The 17,782-nt window shown below is 40.2% G+C and carries 12 protein-coding genes, 2 other RNA genes and 1 pseudogene; 6 read left to right on the forward strand and 9 right to left on the reverse strand.

Going from position 1 to position 17,782, the window contains the following annotated elements; all coding sequences use genetic code 11:
• Positions 1–667: 667 nt before the first annotated feature.
• Positions 668–1,480: an HNH endonuclease gene (locus L1068_RS16205; RefSeq protein WP_237131083.1), complete on the forward strand. Its 813-nt coding sequence runs from the start codon at positions 668–670 to the stop codon at positions 1,478–1,480.
• Positions 1,467–1,814: a nucleotide pyrophosphohydrolase gene (locus L1068_RS16210; RefSeq protein WP_237131084.1), complete on the forward strand. Its 348-nt coding sequence runs from the start codon at positions 1,467–1,469 to the stop codon at positions 1,812–1,814. Before L1068_RS16205 ends, L1068_RS16210 begins: the two co-directional genes overlap by 14 nt.
• A gap of 593 nt (positions 1,815–2,407) precedes the next feature.
• Here L1068_RS16210 and L1068_RS16215 read toward each other — a convergent pair.
• Positions 2,408–3,457 carry a hypothetical protein gene (locus L1068_RS16215; RefSeq protein WP_237131085.1) on the reverse strand — a complete coding sequence of 350 codons (1,050 nt, stop codon included), beginning with the start codon at positions 3,455–3,457 and terminating at the stop codon, positions 2,408–2,410.
• A gap of 325 nt (positions 3,458–3,782) precedes the next feature.
• Here L1068_RS16215 and ssrA point away from each other — a divergent pair.
• Both ssrA and speB read left to right on the forward strand, forming a co-directional pair.
• Positions 3,783–4,137: a transfer-messenger RNA gene (gene ssrA, locus L1068_RS16220) on the forward strand.
• Positions 4,138–4,594: 457 nt separating this feature from the next.
• Positions 4,595–5,266 (forward strand): annotated as a pseudogene (speB, locus tag L1068_RS16225) (agmatinase); the annotation flags it as partial.
• Positions 5,267–5,361: 95 nt separating this feature from the next.
• Here the strand turns inward: speB and L1068_RS16230 are convergent.
• From L1068_RS16230 to L1068_RS16265, 8 genes are all read right to left on the reverse strand, one after another.
• Positions 5,362–5,745 (reverse strand): DUF1842 domain-containing protein, encoded by a 384-nt coding sequence (locus tag L1068_RS16230; protein WP_237131086.1) that lies wholly within the window; start codon positions 5,743–5,745, stop codon positions 5,362–5,364.
• Positions 5,746–5,975: 230 nt separating this feature from the next.
• Positions 5,976–6,803, reverse strand: coding sequence for a DUF4124 domain-containing protein (locus L1068_RS16235; RefSeq protein ID WP_237131087.1), 828 nt, complete (start codon positions 6,801–6,803; stop codon positions 5,976–5,978).
• Between the two features lie 76 nt (positions 6,804–6,879).
• On the reverse strand, positions 6,880–7,110 hold the full coding sequence (locus L1068_RS16240; RefSeq protein ID WP_054980885.1) for a TIGR02647 family protein: 231 nt from the start codon (positions 7,108–7,110) through the stop codon (positions 6,880–6,882).
• Positions 7,111–7,433: 323 nt separating this feature from the next.
• A complete protein-coding gene (zapE, locus tag L1068_RS16245) occupies positions 7,434–8,585 on the reverse strand; it encodes a cell division protein ZapE (protein ID WP_237131088.1) in 1,152 nt (383 codons plus the stop codon).
• Between the two features lie 21 nt (positions 8,586–8,606).
• A complete protein-coding gene (locus L1068_RS16250; RefSeq protein WP_237131089.1) occupies positions 8,607–9,773 on the reverse strand; it encodes an FAD-dependent oxidoreductase in 1,167 nt (388 codons plus the stop codon).
• Positions 9,773–10,945, reverse strand: coding sequence for a 2-octaprenyl-6-methoxyphenyl hydroxylase (gene ubiH / locus L1068_RS16255; RefSeq protein WP_237131090.1), 1,173 nt, complete (start codon positions 10,943–10,945; stop codon positions 9,773–9,775). Before ubiH ends, L1068_RS16250 begins: the two co-directional genes overlap by 1 nt.
• Positions 10,946–10,961: 16 nt before the next feature.
• Positions 10,962–12,281: a Xaa-Pro aminopeptidase gene (pepP, locus tag L1068_RS16260; RefSeq protein WP_237131091.1), complete on the reverse strand. Its 1,320-nt coding sequence runs from the start codon at positions 12,279–12,281 to the stop codon at positions 10,962–10,964.
• Positions 12,282–12,296: 15 nt separating this feature from the next.
• Positions 12,297–12,857, reverse strand: coding sequence for a UPF0149 family protein (locus tag L1068_RS16265; RefSeq protein ID WP_010559630.1), 561 nt, complete (start codon positions 12,855–12,857; stop codon positions 12,297–12,299).
• 176 nt (positions 12,858–13,033) lie between these two features.
• Here L1068_RS16265 and ssrS point away from each other — a divergent pair.
• A non-coding RNA gene (gene ssrS, locus L1068_RS16270) (6S RNA) lies at positions 13,034–13,216 on the forward strand.
• A gap of 144 nt (positions 13,217–13,360) precedes the next feature.
• Positions 13,361–17,725, forward strand: coding sequence for an ImpA family metalloprotease (locus L1068_RS16275; RefSeq protein WP_237131092.1), 4,365 nt, complete (start codon positions 13,361–13,363; stop codon positions 17,723–17,725).
• The last annotated feature ends 57 nt before the right edge of the window (positions 17,726–17,782 follow it).

Consider the following 17,782-nt stretch of genomic DNA (forward strand, 5'->3'; position numbering starts at 1 on the left):
AAAGCCTACATTCAGCTTGTTGGGAAAACTCGATCGTAATCGATGAAGAGATACAGATTGATCAAAACCAATTAACCACAACATGTATGAAGTATTTAAAAGCGCACTCCTAACAAACAAAAAAGGCGACCCAAAGGTCGCCTTCAATGCCAAATTTTATCAGCTTTTGGTTGCTGTTTCTCTTGTTCCAAACGCTTTTAGCGGTGTCTGGCTGCCGCCTCGTGTTATCAAATTAAACGAGAATCCAACAATCGTCGAAGCTAATGCGACAACTAACTGTATGTGCACATAATAACTATTTTTAGGAGTTTTCCTCTTTAAAAGGAAAGCTTTAAATGGGTTGTTTCAACTAATAGAATATTTATTAGCATTGTAGCGCCGAGTCCATTCGGCGATCACCATTCATCCCTGAATTTTCGTTTTGATTTGCTTGTTGCTTTGGGGTGTGAGTCGTTCCAACGACTCAAGCTAGTTTTGCCTATAAAAGAGTTAATCAAAGGAGGGAATAGTTTAATATGAAACTTCTGAGTGACGCAGCATCCATGCTGCTAAGGGGTTACGCAACAACCCTCCACTACCCAACTAAACTACTGAAATAACTTAAATTTATAACTTTATCTATCACAAACTAACAAGTAACATTTAGTCATTAATCAAAGGAGGTAATATGGATTGGATAGTATATGTTCCAAAAAGTGCAAGAAGTAATTTAGAGATTGGACTTTCTAAAGGTGTTTGGGGTCACAAAGCAATTTTTAGTACTGTCAAAACAAAAGATGTAGCAATAGGTGACACTCTGTATTTTATTGAGTATTTGCAACTGTTACAAACAGAAGACCTAGACAAAGTTCGAGGTTTCCCTAGAGTAGATGCGAAACACTATAATGGTGTTATTCATTCTCTAGTAAAGTGCGAGATTACTAGCCAAATGTACTATTCAGAAAATACTGTATGGCCAGATGATATTTATCCGCATAGATATGATATTAGACTGATAGAAAGAAAGTATAACCTTCCCTTCGGCAGTGAATTTTTTGCTAATCATTTTATAGAGTGCGTCAGAGAGTCAACTCTTAAAAAAGGATCTGCAATTGAACTGGGTAACAACAAAAATCATATACTTACCCTTGATGAAGTTAATAACCCAGAAGTTATAGAAGGTAGACCTGTTTATCGGAATCACATTCGAAGAGAAAGAAATCCTGAAATTGTAAGATTAAAAAAAGAGTCTGCCATGAAGTTGAAAGGTAAGCTAGAGTGTGAAATTTGCTCGTTCAACTTTGATGAAATGTATGGTGAACGAGGCAAAGGTTATATTGAGTGCCACCATAACAATCCTCTTTCAGCCAACAGCGAAACCTCAAAAACTAGGCTAGAAGATCTTTCACTGCTTTGCGCTAATTGCCATACAATGATACACCGCTATAAACCATGGCTAACACTTGAAGAATTGCAGGAAATTAGAAATGGACGAAATTAAGTCGTTACAGGAAAAAATCAAACAATTTTCTCAGGAAAGGGACTGGACTAAATTTCACTCTGCTAAAAACTTAAGTATGGCTTTAAGCGTTGAAGCGTCTGAATTAATGGAAATTTTCCAATGGTTAACAGAAAAAGAAAGTAACAATCTTTCAAAGGTTCAAAAAGAAAAAGTCAATGAAGAACTTGCTGATATATTCATTTATTTATTGCGTATTTCTGATATTACTAACATTGACTTGCTTGAAGCAACTCAAAGAAAGCTCCACGTAAATAGAGAAAAATATCCAGTAGAAAAATGCTTTGGAAAGTCTAATAAATACAATGAACTATAAATGAAAAACATTCTCAAAGCTGAGGAAAAGCAATCTTTGGATTGCTTTCCTATATAGAGAAGTAAATTGCAATTAAAGGCTAAACTATTTAGATAGTTTATCATTCACTTCTTGCATATTCGTCTTTGAATAGAGGTCATGAAGAAAGTTGATATTAGTAGCAATAACGAAATAAAAAACAATTAACTGCAAAACTGAAATGTAACCAACTATCGTCAGTGCTAAGTTCTTAATCAGTGTAACATTATGTAAGTAAAAAGAAGTCTTGCTGAGGAACAAATATGACAAATGGAATATCAATGATACCGCTATAATTAAGATACACAAACAAAGTACAATCAACATCCTTTTAAGTCTTGTTACATCATCTGGACTTAATATCTCATCAATACTAGGCCTAACAATTTTTACGATTGCATTAGGGTATACATAAGCTACCCATAATCCTAGGATTGTAAAAACTGCACCTGAAGAGGCTGTTAAATAATTAATCAGCTCCTTCATTAGATTATATGTGTAGTCGATTTTTAATTCTTGAACACCATAAAAACATACAGCCAAAAATATGATACTTATAGCTAAAATATAACGCATTATGCGGCCTTCTCAGCAGCTTTAGCTATTGTAGCAATTAAGTCACTCCTTCTAGACTGCAATTTAATCATTAACTGCTCTGCTGTTAATATAGGTAAATTATCTCGCTTGTAATCCATAGCAATGTATTCTCTAGCCGAAAACTCATCTAACCAAATAATCCTCTCAGAGTCGTCGACTCGCACACCTATATTTTCCCAACCACCAAAATTTGAATTTTCATATATTTGTAATAACTCCCTTAGTTCTTCTAGTGATGGTTGAATTTCTGAAACCGATTCTACTCTACGATGATCTTTTGTTTTTGGTGCTGAAATTAAAGGGAGTCCGTTCGTCATTTTAGACCAAAGATCACGACCTTGACTTCCTGTTGCTGAAATATAATCCCTTTTGACTAAATGAGTAATTCGCTTTCTTAAAGCGTCTAAACGATCTTCATTCATTTTGTGTTTAAACGTACTAGCATTGAACTTAAAATGAAGACCATCGCCGTTTTTATCACGAAAGGTAACTTTTTTGTAACTAAAACCATCCTTTTCTTCCATCGTGACATGGCGCCCTTCACACTCCATAAAGTGATTTACAAAAGACCTAAAATACCTTTTAACTAGATTTATATCTGATACCGAGTTTGCAAATCTAATCGAGGCGAAAGTATTTAAACTTGGAATAAACCAGTAATACATTGGTTCTCCAAACACAATATCTTTGGCCGCCTTTTCTACAGTTTTTATGTGAGATTGATTCGGTGAAGCTGTTATATCAATTCCACTAACAGAGCCCCCTTGTGCCCCTATAGTTTTCCATAGTACAGCAACCATATCACCGGTTTGATTATCAACTGTTGTGTTCAAACAAAAGAGTGACTTATTAGATGTCCTTTTCTTACCATCAAAAGGGCAAGTATCTTCATATGAGGTACAGTTTTCGACCCACTCGTGAAACTTGAAAACCATTTCCTTAAAGTCGCCCTTTTCGGGCAGATCTTTCCCTTTCTTATAAAAACCAAAGTCGTCTAATTTAAAAAATGAAATTGTGCCCTTAACCATTGAAAATCCTTGTTATTTTTTGTGGTTACAATTTATTCAACATAAATAATTAAGTCAATACAGCATTACACATTAAAACTAGAATATTTTAAAAATACCCACAATTGAAAATCTAATGAAGCATAAAAATTTCATCCACTTTGATGACTAGCCAACAATTATCCTCAACCATTTAATAAGTTTAAAAAATTGATACACAAACTGGTACACAAGATAAAAACGGAAAAAGGTTGTCAAACCAATACAATACCGCTACAATCCGCACCATCACTAGCTTTGCTGGCGATAGAAAAGTATTCTAAGATTTATGTCTTATGACTGAATCGGGGCTGATTAGGATTCGACGGGATTCATGAAGCCTAAGGTGCATGTCGAGGTGCGGCTGGCCTCGTAAAAAAGCCGTATTTAAAGTAATCGCAAACGACGATTCTTACGCTCTAGCAGCTTAGGCCGCTAGCGCTCCTTCCAAGTATTCTTGTGGACTGGATTTTGGAGTGTCACCCTAACACCTGATCGCGACGGAAACCCTGGCCGGGGTTGAAGCGTTAAAACTAAGCGGCCTCGCCTTTACTTATCGTGTTCGTCCGAGATTTAAAGGTTAACCAAAAGACGATACTAAACATGTAGGACCGAAGGTCGACGCTTTTCGGACGGGGGTTCAAATCCCCCCAGCTCCACCAAATATAAAAAGCCTGTGCATTGCACAGGTTTTTTTGTTTTTATCGTCAATCAACAACTCCAGTCCCATTAATTCTCGGTTTAACTATACCCTTAAGAGTCCTCCCTCTATTGGACAATAAACAGTCCAGACATTAAGATCTTTGTACATTCAATTGTTAGAGGCCCACTTGAATAAAAATTTATTTTCACACATTCAAAAAGATAACTTGGACTGGCCTAAAAAATAATTGGCACGAATATCAAAACTTGTAGGTTTTGCAAAAGCCAATCTGTAACGTTCAATAATAGATCACATTCCGTTCCCGAGATGCTTGGGAATAAAAGCGTGTTTACCATAAACGAATGCGATTCTTGTAATAATAAGTTTGCTAAATATGAGGCCGAATTAGCTAAGTTTATCCCTCCACCCTTTATTACCAGAATAAAAGGAAAAAATGGGTTTAAAGAGGTTGTACTGTAATTGATGCAGGCGACTTGGTGTTTGCACCGGGCGATAGCGAAGGTGTTACACAACAAGTAGAAGATGCCGCAACACAACTTTTCGAACAAGGTAAAAGCCTTTTAAGTTTTGGTGGTGATCACTTTGTTACTTTGCCGCTTTTACGTGCCCATGCAAAACGTTTTGGCAAAATGGCGTTAGTGCATTTTGATGCCCATACCTATGCTAATGGCAGTCATTATGATCATGGCACCATGTTTTACCATGCGCCAAACGAAGGACTCATCGACAAAAACAGTTCGGTGCAAGTGGGTATTAGCACTAATTACACCCAAGCTGAGCATGACTTTAAAGTGATTGATGGCGCTGAAAGTAATGCACTATCGGCACACACGATTGCCGAGATGATTAAACACTCTGTAGGTGAGTTACCTGTGTATTTAACCTTTGATATTGACGCGCTTGACCCAGCATTTGCACCAGGTACGGGCACACCGGTTTGCGGTGGCTTAACCACCGACAAAGCGCTCAATATTCTTCGCGAATTAAAAGGGCTGAATATTGTAGGAATGGATGTGGTAGAAGTGGCTCCCGCTTACGATAACAGCGAAATTACCGCACTTGCAGGCGCCACCATTGCGCTCGAAATGCTGCATTTGTGGACGTATAAACATAAGCTTGGCAATTAACCTCGTTTATATTTTGGCACCCAACAAAAAGCCTATGTTTTCACAGGCTTTTTTTTAGGGGACGCATTTATTTTTTATAGGGTTTTCAAGCCCTATTAATCAATCATAGATACCTGACATGCATAGGTATTATCACCAACAGAGAAACTGCCTGTACCGTTCCAGTTATCATCAACAGAAAGCGATGCGGTGAAATTCGTTTGATAACTGCCAATCGCAGGTGGTGGGAATGACACAACAGCATTACCGGTTAATGCCGCCACTTTTGTACTTGTGCCTAAGCCTGTTGCATGCAAATGCCCTGAACCACTTCCTGTAAAGCTTGGCGAATGCTGCGTGCCTTCTAAAATATGTCCTTCAGCTGCACCGTTAATAGTACCTGTGCTTGGATTAACGGCTAGCTGTAACACCATAGATCCTGCACCTAGTGCATCGGGTTTAAATTGCAGTTTTACCAAATATAAACTTGAATCAGCCATGTTAAGTTCCTCTTTAATGAATTGGCTAAGCAACCTGAACTCAGGTTAAGCAATGTTTGATTGAACAGTTTTCAACCATCAAAAAGGCTAGTTTACGTAGCTATATTTGGTTATCACATCTTATAACATGTCAAAAAGACAGGATTTGTAAAAACAAATAACTAAACTAAGTCAAACACTTAGCTAGATAACAATTAATTCAAAATTGTCAAAAGGTGGCATAACGGTATTTATTGTTCTCCATCACCGTTAAAATCCTGCGAGAATGATTTTGGCGCTTTATTTTTTTGTGCTCGTAGCAGTGTATTATCTTTTGCCACCGCATCGATTTTTACTTGATATTGTTTGTTAATTGCGGCCATTTCTTGTGCCAGCGATTGCTGCAGTTTGGCGCCAGCAATATTGCTTTTGGCTTGTCCAGATTGATTTTTTAACGCTGCTAATTCGTCATTCATTTCACGCTGTAAACGCTTTATTTGCGCATTATTATTCGCTATTTTTCGCTCTACCGCGCGCTGTTCAACATAACTGCCAATGCGATTTAATTCTTGCTCGTGTGAGTTACCGCTAAAACCGCTGCTTTGACTACTGTTATTAAGCTTATTTAGCTCTTTTTGCAAACGTTCTAAATTACCTTGCTCTAACTCAATAGACGATTTGTAACGTTCTGTAATGGCATTCATTTCAAGTGCTAACGCTTCTGAACGAGTGGCACCGTAAAGGTTATTTGCAGTACGCACAGTCATGTTTTTAACCTCGCTTATCTCGGCATCCATGTCTTTTTGTAGCTTTTTAATACGCGCTTTCACTTTATCTATCTCGCGCTTTAACTGGCGTGATTTAACGTAGTTATCGGTTGAATCGGTATTTTGTTTTGCACCCGACTGCGGGCGCTTTTTGATTACCTGTGGACTGACTTCGATTTTCTCGTATTTATCACTGCATGGGGTATCACTAAACGTTAATACACCATCAATTTCGCACTTATAAATTGCACTATAAGACGCAAAACTACTCAACAAACAAACAGATAAAAGGGGAAATTTAAGATTAAACATAACAGTCCTTATTTAACGTAGCCTGTCTAGATTACACCAATCTAGACAGGTTTTGGACTGTTTATTTAGCGCGGTATTATTTTAATGCGTTGGTTAAATGTAACGCGTGTTGTTGAAGTTCATGACCTAACTCGGTTAGATAGCCACCATCTACTTGATCAATAATGCCACGATCAAATAAACGTTTTGCCGAGGCCTGCATACTTTCTGGCGCATCATGATGAATTTTAAGACCTTGCATCGCACTCGCTGTAGGAAATTTCAAAAGTAATTCTAAATCGGTGATTTGTTCTGTCGCTAGGCTCATTGTGTTTCCTTTTTTATTATTGGTTCCGTTACACAGTATAGATAACCTGAGCTCGGAATAACAAATTACTTTCTAGCAGCTTCTTTTTCTTACTACTGCGTTAAATTTGTTTGCAATAGGCTCCGCTATTAACGCACAAATTTGCCTTGTCCTAAGAAAAATTATCAAGCTAGCAGGTTTAAAATAATAAAATATATATAATACAAATTGTTAGTTAACTTCATATCCCGAGTTCAGGTTAGATAAACTTTTTTAAAATTGCTTGATCTTGCTCATGTAAAACACTGAATTTTCAATAATACTTTGTTTACACAGTATTTTGCTTAAGCTTTGTACTGAAAACGCGTAAGCTGCATTTCATTTAAACGGCTTAGTGTACGCCTAAATGCAAACGCCAAAATGCCTTGCGTATATAGTTCATCTAAAGGCACACCGGCATTAATGTAAAGTGGAATTGAACGGTCATAGCACTCATCAACTAACGCGATAAAGCGGCGCACGCCATCGTCTTTTCGCGACAGCATTGGCAATTCACGATCGCCAGCAGCAACACGTACAGCACCATCTTCCGTGCCCCGCGCTATTTGCTTAGTAACTGACTGACATGAAAGTTGCGGTACCTTGTCTAAAAATATGGCCTTAAACGAATCACATAAAGCGATAAAATCTACCGCCGCTAATGATTGCTCGCATAACGCATTGTAATCACATAAAAGCAATTGCTCACTGCGCTTACGTATTGGAATTTGCAGATGACCTAGCTCAAACGGAGTGGTTATCAATTGCTGCTGGTCCAATGCCAAATACGTATTAGTAAAACTCGTCTCTAATGCGCTTGCTTGGTTAACCCAATAACGACAAAATTTTTCACCTGGGTGTAAGCGATGATCTTGTCCACCATCAACACTTAACACATGCATATGTTGTTTTAACGCATTAATCGCAGTAAGCAGCCTTTCACGATTAAAACCGTTTTCGTAAAGCGCATTAGGGTGCTGATTTGAGGTGGCCACCAGCACTAAACCTTGGTCAAAAAACGCCTGTACCAAACCACTTAATAAAATTGCATCGCCAATATCGCTAACAAAAAATTCATCAAAACACAGTACATCAACTTCACTTGCCAGTTCACTTGCAAGCACATTAAGCGGGTTTTCACGACCTGTTAATTGAAATAAACGTTGATGCACCCAGCGCATAAAGTGATGAAAATGCTGACGTTTTGCAGGCACTGTTAATGCATTAAAAAAACTGTCCATCAACCAGGTTTTACCGCGTCCAACAGGGCCATATAAATACACGCCTGTTACGGCTTTTCGCTTATTTTCCAAAGCTAAATAACAATCTTGCAGCGCTGTAACAGCAACCGCTTGCGCCACATCATGTTTAAAACCATTAGCTAACGCGTTGTTATATGTATCGAGAGGTCCGATGGCTGTTTGAGAGATAGACATAAGTGCAAAGATTTGGCGCATTATGCGCCAAACTGAGAGGCGTTATTGCAATGCTTTTTCAGCAAACAAGTGCTTTATTGGTTTAGCGGCATCAACCACATTTAAACCAATGCCACGGATCAGCTTTTTAACTGGGTTGCTGCCTTCAAACAGCTCTTTTAAACCCTGCATCATTGCAATATGCGTTTGTGCATCGGCTTTTCGTGCCATTTCGTATTGACGCAATAGCTTGCCATTGGCAAATACATTACTTTGGTCATCTGCAACTAACTGTAGTAATTTTGCTACATCTTTTAAGCCCAAATTCATGCCAAGACCAGCCAACGGGTGAATGGTATGCGCCGCATCCCCCATTAAAATTACGCGATTTTCGACCCACTTTCTTGCATAGCGCATTTTAAGTGGGAAACTGAGTCGTTGGCTATTTACACAACATAAACCTAGTTCACTATCAAATGCAACAGTAAGTGCTTTATTAAATTCGCCCTCTTCCATTGCCAATAGTTGTTTGGCATGTTCCGGCGAAGTAGACCACACAATTGAGTGGGTATTTTGCTCAGGTAATGGCAAGAATGCGAGCGGGCCTGTAGGTAAAAACACTTGGCGCGCTGTATTTGCGTGTGGAACTTGGCTTGTTACTGTTGCCACTATCGCGTGATGGTCATAATCCCAAAACGTAATTGGCATTTTAAATTGGCTGCGAATTGCTGAGTTTGCACCATCGCACGCAATTAACAGCTCCGCCATAACCGGCTCACCAGAAGCAAGCGTAACCAATACTTGTTCATCGGTTTGATGAATGCTGCTATACGGTGTTTCAAACAAAATTTCTAAATTGTCGTTTTTTTCACATTGCGTGATCAGCGCCTGACGGATCACCTCGTTTTCGACAATATGACCAAGCTCAGATAAGTCGAGTTCGTTACTGGCAAAGTGAATGCGACCAATTGAATCTTTATCGCGTACATCCATATTTGTGTAAGCAGCTAATCGCTGTGCTTGAATGCCCTGCCAAATCCCTAGCTTTTCAAAAAGTGCTTGGCTTGCTTTACTAATCGCGCTGACTCGTAAACCAAATTCGTCGCTATCTACCTGAGCTGGCTTGCCTGCATCAATCAATAACACCTTTTTGCCAAGGTTAGCTAAGCCTAGCGCTGCACTTAAACCAATGCAGCCACCACCAACAACAATTGCTTGAACCTGTTTCACTAACCTACATTCCCCATCAGTTGTTTTGCTAGTGGCGCTTTTACACGTTTACACTTGGCCATAGCGGTTAAAACAAGACTGCGCGTTAATGCAAACGCACGGTTATCATTAGAAAACCCTCTAACGAGAGCATCAGTTAACCACAACACAGTGTCAACATCTTGATTTCGCTCAACTTGGTATCGATTAAGCAAACTTACATCGCCAATATCTTGTTTTGCTGCAAGCGCGTCAGTCACGAGCTTTTCAAGTAATATCACATCGCGCAAACCAAGGTTAAAGCCTTGACCTGCAATAGGATGAACAAGGTGAGCAGCATTGCCTAAAATCGCAACGCGATGATGCATTAAACGCTCCGGCTTACCCACTTTAAGAGGATACGCTGCACGCATACCCACTTTGGTGAAAAGTCCCGCTCGATAGCCAAATGATGTCTGTAATTGTGCTATAAATTCGTCATCTGGCAGTGCTAATAAGGTCTCTTGCTGTTCTGGTTTAACACACCACACCAATGAAAAACGGTTTTTCGTCATTGGTAATAGTGCCATTGGGCCTGTTTCTGTAAAACGTTCAAATGCTTTATTGTGGTGACCGTCTGCCACCTCAATATTGGCGATCAGTGCCACTTGATCATAATCAAGGGTTTCGGTATGAATATGCAATGGCGCCAATGTTTTAGAATGCGCGCCATCTGCCACCAGCATCAATTTGGTGGTAATCTCAGCGCCTGATTCAAGCGTGAGATCAACTCTGCTCACGTGCTGTTGGTAAGTACTCACCTTATCTGGGCAGTACAATTCTATACCTTGTGATGCCATCTTTTTATGTAATTGTTGGCCCCATGGTCTTACCTCAACCACATAACCAAGCGCTGGTACTTGATATTCTGCGCTCGATATTTGGGTTGTACCAAAATGGCCGCGATCAGATACTAATACATCGTTTATTGCGGCAGTAAAGTCATTATTTGCATCTAACAAATTAAGTGCCGATAAATATTTAAATGATTCACTTGCCAATGCAATACTGCGGTCGTCAAAGCTTGGTTGACTTTCATCAGTTGCAACAAACGCTTCTATCACCGCGATAGTTAACTTTGGGTTGCGCAATTTTAAGCTAAGGGCTGCGCACGCACCAGTTAAACCACCGCCTACAATTACAATGTCGAACATAGCTTTATACCTGAGGTTACTGAGCCATTATTGCTTCAATTTCGTCAATTGCTTTTGGCACACTTGCAGTGAGGTTTTGATGACCTTGTTCTGTAACGGCTACATCATCTTCAATGCGAATTCCAATACCGCGGTACTTCTCTGGCGCATCGCTATCGTTAGCAATATATAAACCCGGTTCAATCGTCAGTACCATGCCTGGCGCAAATGGGCGGTCTTGGTCGTCTAATTTATATTCACCAACATCGTGTACATCTAACCCTAACCAATGGCCTAAGCCATGCATGTAGTAATCTTTGTATTTTTCGTTTGCAATCAGGCTGTCGATATCGCCGTTTAAAATACCTAAATCAACTAATCCTTGCGTTAAAATACGCACCACAACATCAGCAGTTTGTTTTAGGGTATTGCCTGGTTTTACCATTTCAAGTGCCGCTAGCTGCGCTTTTAAGACTAAGTTATAAACTTCACGCTGCGCGTCACTAAACTTGCTATTTACTGGGAAGGTACGGGTAATATCTGCTGCATAGCCATTTAGCTCACAACCAGAATCAATCAGCACTAAATCACCATCATTAAGTACATCGCTGTTTTCGGTGTAGTGTAAAATGTTAGCGTTATCGCCGCCGCCAACAATAGTGCCATACGCTGGATGACGCGCACCATTCATTGCATAATGGTGATGAAGTTCAGCTTCTAATTGGTATTCAGTGGCTCCCGCTTTAGCAAATTGCATCGCACGGATATGGCCTTGTGCACTGATTTCACCTGCTTTAGCCATAATTGCAAGTTCTGCGTCTGATTTAAACAAGCGCATTTCATGCAAAGCGCTGCGAATATCACTAATCACCGTTGGTGCTTTCCAGCCACGCTTTGGCGCACCACGTAATGTGCTTAACAGCGACCACACTTTGTCATCGAATTCTTTATAAGTGCCTTGTGCGTAATAAAGTGTTTGTTTACCAGACACTAAACCAATCAAGCTGTCGTCAAGTTCTGCTAATGTGAATGCATTATCAAAACCGTAGTCTTGTTTTGCTTTTTCAGCACCGATACGACGGCCACACCAAATCTCTGCTAATTTATCTTTCTCGCGACAAAATAAGTGCGACTCTGCCGTTTCGCCTTTTACCAGTACGAGCACTGCGTCAGGCTCTGGAAATTGCGTTAAATAGAAAAAATCACTGTCTTGGCGAAACGCAAATTCAGTATCACGACTACGGGTTATTTCAACAGCGGCAGGAATAATCGCAACTGAGTTATCTGCCATTGCATCAAGTAATTTACTGCGACGCGCATTTACTTCTTCAACTGAAATTGAAAGTGGGTGTGTCATATTACTTCCTACTGCTTAGTGAATGGTGGTGTTAACCGCGGCGTTTTGCTGTTCAATTTTGCCGAGTTCAGCAAAACATAAATGCACCGAAATACGCACATATTCAACTACTTCGTGAAACGCTTGTTTATCTTCTTCGCTTTCATCAAAGGTTGTATCCATTTGGTTAATCTCGGTAAAGTCGTGAATAACTTCTTTTACCTCTGCGGATAACTTGCCGTAGTCTTTTTGTTTTAAACCAAAGCCCAGTAGAAAACCTGACACCCATGATACTAAAGCGTTTGCTCTGTCATGTAGCGATTCATCTTCGTCTGGCAGGTACAACTCAAATTGCAGTTCTCGATTGTCTAGCGTGCTGCGAATTTGACTATAAAAGCCCACCAATAACTTTTTCAGATCGCCAGAAAATGCGATGCCGTCATTAAACACATCGCTTAAAATTGTTAGGTATTCTTTATCTTCAATATCAATGCCGCAAGCAAGTAAGCCGGTAATAACGCCGTGTACTTCGCTTGGCATAATAAACAGTTCATTTTGTTCGAGAGTAACTTGAGTTGCTTGATAATCTTGTGACATAACGCGCTATTTGAGTTGCTGTAGTTCAATGATAATGCTAACACTGACGCCCTATTCACGCCATTGTTTTAGACAATAGTGTTGAAAACACACACAATTTGAATACTTTTGCTGCACTTGATCAAACAATCTTAGATTTGCACTAGTTATCTCGGCAATATTTCTTATAATAAAGATGTTCCCTCGAGTGTTGGAGAAAGGTTACGTCCCTGAGCCGATAAACTTTTCTTAGGAACTCAGTTCAGATTACTATTGCGCAAGCTCGGCATGTACCGAGAAGCCTACGGTAACTAACTGCGCTCCGCCTTGAGCCTTAGGGTTCAAGGGCTGACACCTGATACCGCACTTTTGGGAACACCTTTCTTTGCTTTATGTTTCCCTTCCTACCTTAAGCTAACTTTTTGATCCATAGCTTAAAAAACCAACTTTTTGGTTATACCTCTGTTATTGCACAAATGTTAGAGTTAAAACTCAACTTAAATGCAAAATTAACAACAATAACAATGAAAAACATCAGTGCAATCTTTCTTGCTGCCGTTTCTCTTACGTTATCGGGCTGTGGTGGTGGCGATAGCAGCGAAGAGAATACGCAAATAGTACTCAACACTCCTCCTACGTTAACTGGCGAGCCAGACAATGCCTTTGTTGGCAAAATGTTCGAGTTTAAGCCAACTGTTAGCGATAAAGACAACGACCTTGTTTCAATAAGTGCGAACAATTTGCCAAATTGGTTGACGCTTTCTAACAATATACTCACAGGCACACCAGCCGCAACGGATTTAGGAAGTATTACATTCGAATTGATTGCATCGGATGGCAAAGGCTCATCGACGTATACATACAGCCTTCAAGTCATTGACTCACAAGAAACCAATACAGCGCCTGAAATTTCAGGTACACCGCCAAACGCATATGAAAACAAAGCATATACATTTGTGCTTTCTGTTACCGATAAAGAAAACGATACGCTAACATTTGAGGTTAATAATCTTCCAACGTGGCTTTCGTTTGATGAATCAAACACCACTTTTAGTGGCACCCCATCAAGCGAAAATGTTGGACAACACAATAATATCAACCTAACTGTAAGTGACGGCAAGCTACAAAGTGAAATAACCTTTTCGATTACTGTATTAGCCGCCGAACTTACAAATACCGCACCTGTTATATCAGGCACACCTACGAATGCACAAGCTAACTCTGCTTACTCATTTATTCCAACCGCAAGTGACGCTGATGGAGACACGTTACGCTTTAGTGTAAGTAATCTACCAAGCTGGGCTGCGTTTAATACTATAACAGGTGAAATCTACGGCACGCCGCACGAACAAAGCGTTGGTACCTATAATGATATTGTAATTACCGTTAATGACGGCAAAGACACTGCGAGTATGACCGTGAGTATTACGGTTGATGCGGCGCCAATTATCAATAACCCACCAGAAATTTCAGGTACACCATCTAATGCGGTAGTAAACACTGCTTACTCATTTATTCCCACCGCAAATGATGCTGATGGAGACACGTTACGCTTTAGTGTAAGTAATCTGCCAAGTTGGGCTGCGTTTAATACTATTAAGGGTGAAGTTTACGGAACGCCGCATGAACAAAACGTTGGTACCTATAACGATATTATAATTACCGTTAATGACGGCAAAGATACTGCGAGTATGACCGTGAGCATTACCGTGGATGCTGCGCCAATTACCAATAACCCACCTGAAATTTCAGGTACACCTAATAATGCGGTAGTAAACACTGCTTACGAATTTATTCCAACCACGAAAGATAGCGATGGGGATAGTCTTAACTTTAGCGTGAAAAACTTACCAAATTGGCTAAGTTTTGATAATAAAACGGGCCGCCTATTTGGTACGCCAACTAAGGATAACGTGGCAACGTACTCTAATATTGCAATTAGCGTATCTGACGGTAAGGCCGAAGCCACACTCACTATTGAGATAACCGTTGAAGCAATTAACAATCTGCCTGTACTACTCACTACAACAGCTAAAACACGAGCGGATGAACTATTTAGCCTAGCGCTAGACGTTAAAGACGATGATAACGATACAATCACTGTTACTCCGGTTAATTTACCAACATGGCTTTCATTTAATCAAAATACTAAGACGCTTACGGGCAGTGCGAATGATGACAATGTTGGCTCACAGCAATTAACGTTTAGCTTATCTGACGGTAAAGAAAGTAATACTCAATCACTCACTTTAGAAGTTGAAAAGAGCTGGCTGACAATTGCCATTGAAACCGGCAATGCCTTAGTTGTTAAGGATAGTGATACCATCTTAAATGCCTCTATTAACGAGTTATCGTCACATAAGGCGCGCTTTAACACGATTAAATCACAATTGTTTAAACAAAATGCACAAGGTGGCGTGCTAACCGCGATTGATTGGGACCCAACGCATGACGCAGCGATTTTACAAGGCCAATACCCGTTTAACGATACAGTGCTTTACACCACCAACTCAAATCAATCTGGCGGGTCAGATAGAATATTACCTATCGCCATTGCCGGCAGTAAAACTGAAAACACAGGCAGATACCTCGCATATGGTGGCAACCCATTTAGAAACACGGTAAACGACCAAATGCTAACCTTTATGACCAATGCATTTGATTGGCTTACACAAACATCCACAACCACTAAAAACCAATTTAATGTGGTGCTAACTCAGCTTGATGAAAGCTACTGGTTTAGAGACCGCAGTTTAACGCGCGCGTGGCTTGATAATAACTACAGTAATGTGTCTTACAACCAAGCAGGTGATTGCGATGGCAATAAACTGGCTCAGTGTATTGCCGCTAAGCCCGATGTGATTATCATTTCTCGTATGGTGCGTGATGGTGATGACAAACAAGCCATTTTAGATGCAGTTAGCTCGGCACTTGAACAAGATATCCCTGTAATATACATTCAGTATGATGGTGGTATAGGCGATCATGGCCGTAAGTTATTACAACTGCTAAATATTAGCCATCAAAATGATAACTATTGGTGGAAGCTTTACTTAGATGACTTTAATCCAAGTACAGTATTTAATACCTTGCCAAGCGATATGGTGGCAATAAATACCCTGTTAAATAATTTTAAAGCGGGTAACTTTAATGTCGATTTATCAAATTGTGAAACGCGCAGCTGCCCTGCAGAATCAAATACTCAGAGCGAATTTTTTGCCGGTGCCGATGCCGTTAAAGCAATGTTTAACAGGTTTGATAGTGAAAAACGTAATATTTTTACCAGTGCTGACTATCGTTTAAATAAACTGCTGATTTTACTGGCTGATCATTATCGCCAAACGGTTAGTTTCCCGATGGATAAAACCGCGACGGACACTACCTCATTTTTTAAATCGTTGTATGCCGATTACGCGGTTTACAATGTACGAGATATCAACCCTATTCAGCCAGATATGGGTAACTTTAGTCGCTCTGATTTCAGTCACATTACCCCAGAGCATGCTTCCGTTACGCTAACGGCAAAACCATACTTTCGCTCTGCTGGGGTGTACGCTATTCCTGGGCAAAGCTTTACCGTGACACGTACCGACAACCAAGAAGTATCAACCCACGTGTTTATTAATACGCTGCGTACCGGCGCAACGCATATATTTAATGAGAATAAATACAACCGACCTTATTTACTGCAAACACAAAAAATTGAAGTAAAACCCAACGAATCAGTTACCCTTACTTCAAGTTATGGTGGGCCAATTCAAATCGCATTTAATAAAAAAGATGTGGATGTGAGCTTTAGCTTTACCCACATTGGTCGTCACCCGCACTGGCGCAATAAAGCTGACGACGCCATTTTTGCAGAGCGTATGGCAAGCGGCGATTATGACTGGGCAGAAATTGCAACTCCCGGCTTTGAAGTGCATTCGAAACTGACTAAATTAGAAGCCTCGCTAGCTGGTAGCATTTGGCCTGTGGCATCTGACTTTGCCAATGCAACATCTCGCTATACTCATAACTTAGTGCATGTGCTTGCAGGCTTTAAAGGACCAGGCATTGATGTTGAACCAGAAATACACTACTTTGTAACCGCTCGAGGTTTGGACGTTGATACCATTGATATTGTTAAGCACATGAATGCCGACCAACCCACTTGTGGCTGGGGTTGTAGTGGCAACCCATATGATGCAGGTTGGAACTTTAGCCCAATGGGTCATGGTGACTTACACGAACTTGGCCATGGCATAGAACGTGGTAGCATGCGCTTTGAAGGCTATGGCGGTCACTCCAATACAAACTTTTATTCGTACTTTAGTAAATCAGTTTACGAAGATGAAACAGGTGAGTCTGCAAGCTGCCAAAGCCTACCGTTTAAAGCGCTATTTAATACGCTGCAGCAAAGTAAACTTGATGCCGACCCTGTCGCTTATATGCAAGCTAACTTAACGAAAAGCTGGTCTGAGCACCATGCTATTTACATGCAGCTTATGATGGCTGCACAAGCACAAAACACGCTAAATAACGGCTGGTTTGTTTACCCACGTCTGCATATTTGGGAGCGAGAATTTTATCGAGCTGATGATTCAGATAGCACGTGGGAAAGTAAAAAAGTAGGCTTGGGCTTTGCCAATTACACCCGAGCGGAAGTTGCCAGTATTGCGCGCAACGATTGGCTATATATTTCATTGAGCAACATTACACAACTTGATTTAACCAAGTGGTTTACCATGTACGGATTCACCGTATCAGATAAAGCGCAAACACAGGTAAAATCGAATGGTTTTAACGAACTAGCAGAAGTATTTTACACAAGTGACGGTACAGGTTATTGCTCGAGTTTAAGTCAAACTGAATTACCGGTTAATGGCACACAAACATGGCCACATAACTAACCACTCCACCCTTTACAACTGCAACAACAAAAAAAGCCCAGTTATTATAACTGGGCT

Origin of the sequence: Pseudoalteromonas sp. MMG024 (assembly GCF_021654175.1) — a bacterium.
Lineage (GTDB): Bacteria > Pseudomonadota > Gammaproteobacteria > Enterobacterales > Alteromonadaceae > Pseudoalteromonas.